Source organism: Spirochaetota bacterium (assembly GCA_038043445.1).
In the GTDB taxonomy this organism is placed as follows: Bacteria; Spirochaetota; Brachyspiria; order Brachyspirales; family JACRPF01; genus JBBTBY01.
The window spans coordinates 1-9,816 of the sequence record JBBTBY010000002.1 but is presented as its reverse complement, the minus strand read 5'-3'; the positions used below and the strand labels follow the sequence as shown (position 1 = coordinate 9,816).

Sequence of the window (9,816 nt, the reverse complement as noted above, 5' to 3'; positions counted from 1 at the left end):
ATTCGAATTCCGCATGGTCGGCTCATCGGCATCCATCGCGGGACCGAATGTCGTGCTCAATACCATCGCTGCGGAATCGCTCGACGAGCTCGCCGCCCGCCTTGAGAAAGCGAGCGACATCAGCGCTGAGCTCGCCAAGTACGTCAAGGATGTCATGGCCAAGCACGGGCGCATCATCTTCAACGGGAACAATTATTCCGAGGAATGGGTCAGCGAGGCCGCCAAGCGCGGTCTCCCGAACGTACGCAACTGCGTCGATGCGCTCAAGGCGTTCGTCACACCGGAATCGGAGGCGCTCTTCGAAAAGTATAAGGTCCTTGCAAAAGCGGAGCTCCACTCACGCTATGAGATATACACCGAGCAGTACGCGAAGCACATCAATATCGAGGCGAACACGGCATCGCAGATGGTGCGGCGTCAGTATCTGCCGGCGGCCCTCTCCTTCCTTTCTGAAATGAAGGGGAACCTCGATGCGGTGAAGACCGAGGCTGCGGCAGATCTGCTCAAAAGCGCGAGCGCTCTCGTGGACAGCGCGTACGCGAAGCTCAAAAAGCTCGAGGACAACACCAAGCGGTCGAAGTCCGTCACCGATGTCGTGAAACAGGCCGAATCGTACCGCGACACTGTCGTAACGACGCTCGCTGAGTTGCGGAGCGATGTCGACGCGCTTGAGTCGCTCGTATCGAAAGACCTCTGGCCGGTACCGTATTACAGCGATATGCTGTTCAATCTCTGATACTGCTCAGACAGAACGATACCCCATCCCCGCGGCGCCGCCGTGAGGATGGGGTGTTTTTTTATCACGCGTCTACGCTTTGGCCCACTTGTTCTGTCCGGTCGATTCCAGCACTGACCGCCACAGCGGCCGTTCCGGATCGACACGCTTTCGCCCGATAGCGATGCTTTGTATCGGTATATGCACATTGAGCCCATGCCATCGCCCGACGAGCATGGCGGTCTTGCCCGCCATCGCCGCGTGAACGGCGTCGTGTCCGAGCTGCAGGCAATAGATATTATCATGCGAATTCGGCGCCACTGACCGTACGATGTACGACGGATCGATGTATTTCACCGTGCCGTCGAATTTCTCCCGCTTGAAGAACGCTACCATTTGATCGCGGAGATACACGCCGACATCCTGGAGCTTCACATTGCCCGAGGCATCGCGTGCATCGGTCTTCGGCAGGAGGTCCTGCCCCGCCCCCTCGGCTATCACGACGACCGCGTGTTTTCGCGTTTCAAGACGGCGTTTGAGCGACCGAAGGAAACCATCCTCACCCTCGAGCGTGAACGGCACTTCCGGGATAAGAACGAAATTCACATCGCTCATGGCCAGCGCAGCATAGCACGCGATGAAACCTGAATGACGACCCATGAGCTTCACAAGCCCTACGCCGTTGTTCACGCCCTTCGATTCCACATGCGCGCAGGCAAGGGACTGCACCGCCGCGCTCACCGCCGTCTGAAAGCCGAAACTCTCATCGATGAACGGGATATCGTTGTCTATCGTCTTCGGTATGCCGATCACCGCGATGCGCAATCCCCGTTTCGCTATCTCTTCAGCGATGACGCGGGCGCCGCGGAGCGTGCCGTCACCGCCGACGGTATAGAGCTGCGATATGCCTAAGCGCTCGAGGCAATCGACTATCTCCACCGTATCCTGCTCACCCCGCGACGAACCGAGCTTGGTACCGCCCTGGTCCTGCCATCCGTCGACGACATCGGGGTTGAGATCGAGTATATCGTGCCCATGATGGGCGATGAACCCTTCGTAGCCGTACCGGAAGCCGACGATATGCCGCACGCCGTACACATGCCATAACCCCATCACGACAGCACGTATCACCGCGTTCAGTCCCGGACAGAGCCCCCCGCAGGTAACGATGCCCGCACGCACTTTTGAGGGATCGAAATAGATATGCCCCCGCGGGCCCGCGCGCTCCATGCTCACCTGCGCTGCGGTATCGATCGTTTCAACGCCGTTGATCACATCATCATAGAGCACCCGTTCGCTGTCGTCGATGAAATTCCCTCCGACATGAGGGGCTATCGGCGAATCGATACGCGGCACGCCAAGCTGCTCTATCTGCATATCTTCAGGGGTGATGGAGAAACTATAGCTTGATTTGCTCATTGGCTGCCTCTCGGTCTGTCATTTTCCGGAACGCTCCGCGGTCATCCGCAGTATATATATTATCCGAGCATTTATCAAACCCGATAATACCCCCAAATCCTCACATAAGGAAAAAGAGAGACCACCGAGGTCACGGAGAAAAAGACCGAGAGCATATAGAAGGGAAATTGAACATTTTCACCCGAAAGGTGAAGCCTTGCTGTACATTATCCAACATGTCTTCTCACTGGATTTCTCTCGTATTCTCTGTGCCCTCCGTGGTTTTCTTCACTTGCATATTAATTCGGGCTACTTCCCCTGGTCACAGCCGCAAGAGCTGATGACTTGCGCCCCCGATCGTAATTCCCTCGACGATATCACCGATGATGCCTATTCCATGTCGATGGATGAATTCGGCGATACCGAGCGTGCGTTCCTGATACCCCTCGCGCGGGAGCACAGAGCCCCGAAGCCGTGAAAGATTCGCCGTATCGACACCCTCGGCACGCGTAAGCGAACGCTCGGCTTTTTCCGCGAGCCGGTCAACATCCTCGCGGAGCCGGCGGCCGAATTGTTCCGTCGTTCTTTCAAATGCCGCATCCCTGGACGCGACACGCGCGTTCATCTCGCTCACGAACGCAGCCGATGCAGAGGAGAATCGCTCCACGATGGATGTAAGTGCACTGTCGGCATGCGGTTTGAACGCTTCATATCCGCCGAAGAGCGCATCATCGCTCATACCGAAAGACGCCTGTATGCGGGCGAATTTATCCTCGAGGAGCGTTACGCTTGCACGCGGGTATATCACCGGCATGGGGATGCCGAACACTTCGGACAACGACGCCGCTTCCGCGAGATAATTGAATTCGGAAGGCCCGGCAATATACGCGAGCGAAGGGATGGCGTACTGCTGGAACATGATGCGTGAGAAGACATCGCAGGTCATGTTCTGTATCCGTGCATCGACGAAAGCACGGGCTTGTGATAGCGGATGCCGAACATTGCCGGCAATGATCGCATCGCCATCGATGGATATCCGGGAACGGATATCGTTCTCGACACCGAACACCGTGGTCGATGGTATATCCCGTATCGGTACCGGCAGACCATGCGCGGCCAATGCGCTCACCCGTTCGCTGAGCGCGCTTCGAACCGCATCATGACGGTTAAGCGCCGTCCCAAAGAACGCCGGGGCAAGCGTGTTGAGGTGCATCGGCTCGACAGCGACAAGTCCGAACGGCGCGAACAGCCGCACATAGAACGATGAAACATCACGGGCAAATCCATTCTCGGAGGTCCTGAGGAGCTCGGCTAGCACGGGGGCATTATCATTTTCGTTCCTGTCATGAAGGAACTCATCGACGGCTGCACGGACGACACTCGATGGTATCGACGAGAGAAGCCGCGGTCGCCCGAGATCGGCCGCATATCGCTTGAGCGTTCCATCGGGCCGCGATACGAACGCGTGGTCCACCTCGCTCACGTCCGAATCGTTGGAGGCGTTCCAGAACACCGGCACCACCGGCACCGAGAGCGAAGCGGAAAGCGCTCGCGCAAGGCGTATCGCGGTCGCGATCTTGTATACCGTATAGAGCGGCCCGCCGAGAAGGCACGGCTGCTGTCCGGTGACCACAGCAAAACCGCCGCCCGCGAGTGCACGGATGTTCTCGCGCGCCCTATCCCCGGCACCGATATCGTCGTTATATTTCTCCAGTATCGCCGCGAGCGCGCTCGGTTCATAACGGACCTTCTTCAGCGCATCCATGAGCGTTGCGAACGATGCCCCATCGGCAAGATCGTACCCGAAAAAACGCTTTCGCGCCGCGCCATCATTCCATGCCGGATCGAACGGCGAGCGGTCGATGATGACGGTCTTCATCGATACGCCGCTATGTCATACATCATGTCAGTCATGTATTCTGCATCAGCCATGTGACTTGCGCCAGTCTTTCGGCGCTATCCCGGTATGCTTCCTGAACAATTTACAGAAATAGCTCGCATCGCTGAAACCGGAGTCGAAGGCGGCGTCGGTGATGCTCACACCGCGCTCGATGAGACCGCGCGCATGCGCGATGCGGCAGAGCGCTATCTCATCGTGTATAGTGTGCCCAAAAGATCGCTTGAACGTGCGCGCAAGCACCGACTTATCGATGCCGATATTGCCGGATAGCGTCGTGAGCGTGATAGGTGAACGGAAATACTCGGCGATGATGGCCCGGGCGATATAGGCTTTGCTCCGCATCGTGTGCTGCGCCTTCGCAAGCGCATATGACGGCGCGTTCCTTTCGATGACATCCGCGATGACGGCGGCGGCATGCACCGCTTCATCCGAGAACGCGCTCATTGCGCTCTTCTCGGGGAATGCGGACGGCGCGGCAGGATCGAACTCGGACACGGACCGTACCCGCCGCGTAAGGGTCCCACCCATGAACGTTACGAACACGACGGCGAGCGGCATATCCCTGCCGACCGGATTTACATGATCGTACAATCCGAACGGGCAGATATCGAAGAACGGTTCCTTCCCTTTCACCGCACGCTCTATTTTACGCTGTTTGTATGCGCGGCAGATGCGCAGATTATCCTGATCTTCCTTCACCTTCATGCATCGCACGCCGCAATGCGTGGTATGGGACGTGGCAAGCGACGGTATCTGAACGATATTGGCAAGATCGGTAATACCGACGGCACAGGTGCCCGCCGCGGTGATCCGTGCGATGAGATATTCAAGCTTTGATGTCATGATCGGCGTCAGAACGACAGCTCAAGCGAAAGTGACGCGAACCAGCCGGCAAGCGAGAACGAGGGCATAGCCCCCGCGGGAATGCCTGCGGCAAGCGACACCGATTCATTCGCATCATTGAATGCGGAAATATACCACGGCGAGAGCTGCGTCCAGAAGCGGTACCCGCCGTATGCCGATATGCCGATGCTGTCATTCTGGTCGTACACGATGCCCACCCCGAGAACGGCGCCGGCACCGAAACCATTGATGGTCATGGCGCGTCCCGACGGGATGTTCTTCGTCGCGGACAATGCTATCGCTGTCTGCGCCGTCCCGAAATTCCCGAACGTCGTCGACAGGCCGATGGAAGGCAGGATGGAGAGCATGAGCGTTTCGCGTATCAGCGGAAGCCGAATATCGCACTGCGCGGAGAATACGGCGGTCATGAAGGTGAAATTACCGGGAAAAAAGCTCAGCATCGCGGAAGGCTCAACGATGTCCCATCCCGTATAGGTGAGCGATGCATCGATGACGAGAGACTGCGCCGTCGGTGCTATCGAAGCGTTCATCGCATTGGTGTTCGTCAGATAGTTCACATAGACCGGCGCAATGCCGGGCCGCACATCGTATTGACAGAGGCCGCCGCGTATGCCGAAACGAAAACCGCTCATCGCTATGCGCTCGGCGATATCATCGGCGGCAACCGTGCCCCCGCGTATGATGACGGCGGACGCGCCGTTGGTAACGGATATGACCTTCACCGATGCTTTCCGCACGATGGCGCGCGGCATGTTCGTCGCCGTGTTCGTCGCACCGATGATGCGAAAGCGCCAGTTCTCACGTATCCCGGTATCGGCACCGGCGGACAGGTGTATCACGTCGCCCTCGACCGCGGTAACGCGTATGCGTTCGGCGAAATGCTCCTTGAACCCGTTCACGATCATCGGTATGAGCGCCGCAACGGCACCGGAGAGCGCTTCATCGCGCGCCGTCTCATTGCTCCCCGCGGCCGATGCGTTCGCGGTGAACGCGCTCACCGCTTCCGTCTCATCGATGCCTATCCTCGTCAACGTAACGGTAACGCGGACCACCGCTATCGTCCCGTCAACGGAGCTGCTGCGTATCACCTGATGAACGACACCGCTTATCGCGCGATCGACGCCGTGTACATTCCCCGCCATCGCTATATCGGCGATGGAAAGCGCGGTGGAGCGCACCCCCATGTCCGTGAGCGTCTTTTCTATCGTGCGCGGCGGCACTATCGAGATATTCGTTATGCGCGCGAGTTCTGCTGCAAGCGAATCGGATATCCTGTCCGCCACGGGCTGGAACCGCCCGGTGGGATCACGGAACGGGAATACGGCAACGGGGTCTTTGAAAGCGGTATCCGCTCCTGATACTGCGCCGGCAAGAGCGAGCGCAAGGATAAGGCACACCCCGAATGGACGCATCAGCTGCTCCCTATTTGAAATGCAGCACTATCGGTGTCGTCGTAAAGAAGAACCCTGCGATGCACGCGGTGAAAAGGCAGGCAAGGGTCGCGGCTACGAGCGCACGAGCGGCTATCGATGTCAGGTCCTTCATGCGCCCCGGGGCGAGCGCTGAAATGCCGCCGACGAATATCGCAAGGGACGGTATATGCGCGAAGCCGCAGAGCGCGTATGACGCTATCACGGCTGAACGCTGGTATTTGAGCGACCCGCTCGCCATGAGCGCGGCCAGATCGGAATACGATTTCACCTCGGTAGACACGACGCGCTCGCCGATGACACGCGCTATCTTGAACGCGTCCTCCACGGGAACGCCGATGGCAAGCGTGAACGGATAGAACACAAGCCCGAAAATATCGTCCAATACCAAGGTGAACGTCGTGTGACATATCTTATTGAAGATACCGACGCCGAAGCCGAGCGTAAGGTTCACGAGGGCGACGATACCGAGCACCGCGATGAGGAGCGCCACGATGCCGAACACAAGCTTAAGCCCGTCATTCGCACCGTTTATCACCGATGCGAACACATTGGCGTCGCGCTCATAATGCGGTTCGACGTCCTTGCCCATGGTTTTCGGGGCATCATCCTCAGGCACCATGAGCTTCGCCATCATTATCGCCGCGGGTGCGGAAAGTATCGAAGCGGATATGAGATGGCCCGCTATGCTCGGGAACGTTCCCTTAAGCGCCATCACATAGATCCCGAGCACGCTCGATGCTATCGTCGCCATGCCGGCGGTGAGCACGAGGGCGAGTTCGGACTTCGTCATCTCCTCGAGATACGGCTTTACCGTCAGCGCCGACTCGACGCCGACGAATATATTGCTCGCGGTCGCCACCGACTCCGCACCGGATATGCGCATGAGTTTCGCGAACACGAAGGAAAAGCCCTTGATAATGAGCGGCATTATTTTCAGATAATAGAGGAGCGCCATGAGCGCGGAGAAGAATATTATCGTCGGGAAGCTCTGGGTGGCCAGGATGAACAGGTTCGGCACGGCTTTCATCTGTCCGCTTTTCACCATGTTCCCGAACAAGGGGCCGAGCACTTCGTTCGGGGCGGCGAGCCAGCCGAAAACGAATCGCACGCCGGCGAGCGATGAATTCAGTATCGCAACGACGATATCATTCAGGAAAATGAAAAGCTGACGTCCCGGGGGGAAAAGGAAAATGAACGCGCCGAACGCCATCTGCAGGGCGAACCCCCATACGAGCGCGCGCCAATTGATGTTCTTCTTCGATGACGACAGGAGCCATGCAGTGCCCAGAAGCACGACCATGCCGCCCAAGCTCACCAGATTGTAGATGTACGGTTGCAGTTTCATATGTCCGCCCTTGCGTGATATCGTTCCGTCAGTATACAAGAGGGAAGCAAAAATGTAAAACGCTGCGACTATTGAAGAAAGCGACGCTTGCTGTATAATCGGCAAATCACGTCACGGGAGAGATCATGAACTGGAACGTTGATCCGTACATCCTAATCATCCTGACCGGTTTTCCGCTCATCGCGGCGGCCGTGATCGCGTTCCTGCCGTCGCGCCGTTCGGTGATGACCGGGGCGATGATAGCAGCGTTCGCGATGGAATTCGTCATGTCGCTCCATCTCCCCGTACGGTATGCCGCGTCCGCCGGGATGCAGTATGCTTTCTCGGTCGACTGGATACCGTTGTTCGGCATTCGATTCGCGCTTTGCGCGGACGGCATCTCCATCGTGCTCATACTGCTCACGACGATAACATTCCTCCTCGGCGCCATAGCGGCGAAAATTCCCGACACGCAGAGAAAGGCCTATGCAATTGCGATACTCATCATCGAATCGGCGGTCATCGGCGTATTCTCTGCGGCCGACATGTTCCTCTTCTACATTTTCTGGGAGGCGATGCTCATCCCCGCGGCAATACTGATAGCCGTGTTCGGGAGCGGCGCTCGCGTGGCGGCAGCCTTTAAATTCTTCCTTTTCACGTTCGCGGGCTCGATATTCATGCTCATCGCGATGATCGTCATCGCCTCCCTCTCGCAGCAGAACACCGGCGTGTTATCGTTCTCCCTCACCGACGCGGTGCAGGCGATGAACACGCTCCGCGCCAATGCCGGCGGGAAACTGCTCACGCTCGAGATACTCCTCTTCCTCGGATTCTTCATCGCGTTCGCGGTGAAGACGGCGCTCTTCCCGCTCCATATCTGGGCGCCGGACACGTATGCATCATCCCCGGTGTTCGTAACGGTCATCCTTTCCGCCGTGCTCCTCAAGATGGGCGGCTACGGTCTCTGGCGATTCGTACTCCCGCTGTTCCCGGGCGCGGTCTCGTTCTTCCAGCCGTACATAATCGCGCTCGGCATCGCGGGCATTCTCTACGCGGCGCTCATCGCCCTTGTGCAGAAGGATATCAAACGCCTCCTCGCCTACTCGTCCGTCAGTCATATCGGTTTCGCCGTGGTCGGCATATTCTCGCTTTCCGTCATCGGCGCCGCCGGCGGCATACTCCAGCTCTTCAATCACGGCATATCGATAGCGATGCTCTTCATACTCGCCGGCATCCTTACCGAGCGTTCCGGCTCATCCGATATCGACGGTCACGGCGGTCTCGCGAAGCCGATGCCGCTCTTCGCCGTACTCCTGACCATCGCAGCACTCGCATCGATAGCGCTGCCGGCCACCGGCGCGTTCGTATCGGAAATACTCTCCCTCGCGGGGTTGTTCTCCTACAGCATGTGGGCGACGATCGCCGCTATCCCTGCGGTCATACTCGGCGCAGTGTATATGCTCACGCTCGTAAGAAAAACGATATACGGACCGCTCCCGGACACGCGCACCGCGATGAAGGACCTTACCCTGCGCGAAGCGGCACCGCTCATCGTCCTTGCTGCGATAGTGTTCTTCATCGGCATCTACCCGTCGCCGCTCATGAAGCTCATCGAGCCGAACGTAAAGACCATGCTTGCCATCTATCCGTCGGCAAAATAAAACACGGAGCACCGGATGATAGTATCCACGATCGACGACCTCGCGACGCGCTACGGCGTTTCAGTATCCCACGCCGTCGATTTCCTTCGGACAGTGAACGCAAGCACCCGTGACGGCGAATACCCCATCGACGGGAAGGACATGTTCGCACGCATCATGACCGCGAAGACCGAACCGCGCGAAAAGCGTTTCTACGAGACGCACAGGAATTACATCGATGTGCAATACGTGTTCGAGGGCCGGCAGATCATCGAATGGCTTCCGCGAAGCGCGTTCAAAGAGGAGCCGTATGATGCGGCCGCCGATGTCATAAAATACACGGAGCACCCCGTCGGCACGGGCATTCTCATGGGAGGCGCGACGGTCGCGATATTCTATCCCGAGGATGCGCATCGGCCGCTGTGCATGTACGAGTCCCCCGCACAGATACGCGTATGCGTGGTGAAGGTGAAGTGTTCATAAACGCGCACGGAACATCGTTCAAGGCATGTCCGAGCCGCCGTGCCGCACTCCCCCTCCGC

8 protein-coding genes are annotated in these 9,816 nt (G+C 58.0%); 3 read left to right on the top strand and 5 right to left on the bottom strand.

Going from position 1 to position 9,816, the window contains the following annotated elements:
• A partial coding sequence (locus AABZ39_00065) for a glutamine synthetase type III (protein MEK6793140.1) occupies window positions 1-736 on the top strand: 736 nt, incomplete at its 5' end.
• Between the two features lie 72 nt (window positions 737-808).
• Here AABZ39_00065 and AABZ39_00060 read toward each other — a convergent pair.
• From AABZ39_00060 to AABZ39_00040, 5 genes are all read right to left on the bottom strand, one after another.
• Window positions 809-2,134: an ATP-dependent 6-phosphofructokinase gene (locus AABZ39_00060; protein ID MEK6793139.1), complete on the bottom strand. Its 1,326-nt coding sequence runs from the start codon at window positions 2,132-2,134 to the stop codon at window positions 809-811.
• 301 nt (window positions 2,135-2,435) lie between these two features.
• Window positions 2,436-3,992, bottom strand: coding sequence for a bacillithiol biosynthesis cysteine-adding enzyme BshC (gene bshC, locus AABZ39_00055; GenBank protein ID MEK6793138.1), 1,557 nt, complete (start codon window positions 3,990-3,992; stop codon window positions 2,436-2,438).
• Between the two features lie 45 nt (window positions 3,993-4,037).
• Window positions 4,038-4,856 carry an AraC family transcriptional regulator gene (locus AABZ39_00050; GenBank protein ID MEK6793137.1) on the bottom strand — a complete coding sequence of 273 codons (819 nt, stop codon included), beginning with the start codon at window positions 4,854-4,856 and terminating at the stop codon, window positions 4,038-4,040.
• A gap of 8 nt (window positions 4,857-4,864) precedes the next feature.
• Window positions 4,865-6,289 carry a hypothetical protein gene (locus AABZ39_00045; GenBank protein MEK6793136.1) on the bottom strand — a complete coding sequence of 475 codons (1,425 nt, stop codon included), beginning with the start codon at window positions 6,287-6,289 and terminating at the stop codon, window positions 4,865-4,867.
• Window positions 6,290-6,299: 10 nt separating this feature from the next.
• Window positions 6,300-7,655, bottom strand: coding sequence for a nucleoside transporter C-terminal domain-containing protein (locus tag AABZ39_00040; GenBank protein MEK6793135.1), 1,356 nt, complete (start codon window positions 7,653-7,655; stop codon window positions 6,300-6,302).
• A 125-nt stretch (window positions 7,656-7,780) separates the two neighbouring features.
• Between AABZ39_00040 and AABZ39_00035 the strand changes: the two genes are divergently transcribed.
• Together AABZ39_00035 and AABZ39_00030 are read left to right on the top strand one after the other, a co-directional pair.
• Window positions 7,781-9,295 (top strand): NADH-quinone oxidoreductase subunit M, encoded by a 1,515-nt coding sequence (locus AABZ39_00035; protein MEK6793134.1) that lies wholly within the window; start codon window positions 7,781-7,783, stop codon window positions 9,293-9,295.
• Between the two features lie 15 nt (window positions 9,296-9,310).
• Window positions 9,311-9,757: a YhcH/YjgK/YiaL family protein gene (locus tag AABZ39_00030; protein MEK6793133.1), complete on the top strand. Its 447-nt coding sequence runs from the start codon at window positions 9,311-9,313 to the stop codon at window positions 9,755-9,757.
• Window positions 9,758-9,816 lie beyond the last annotated feature (59 nt).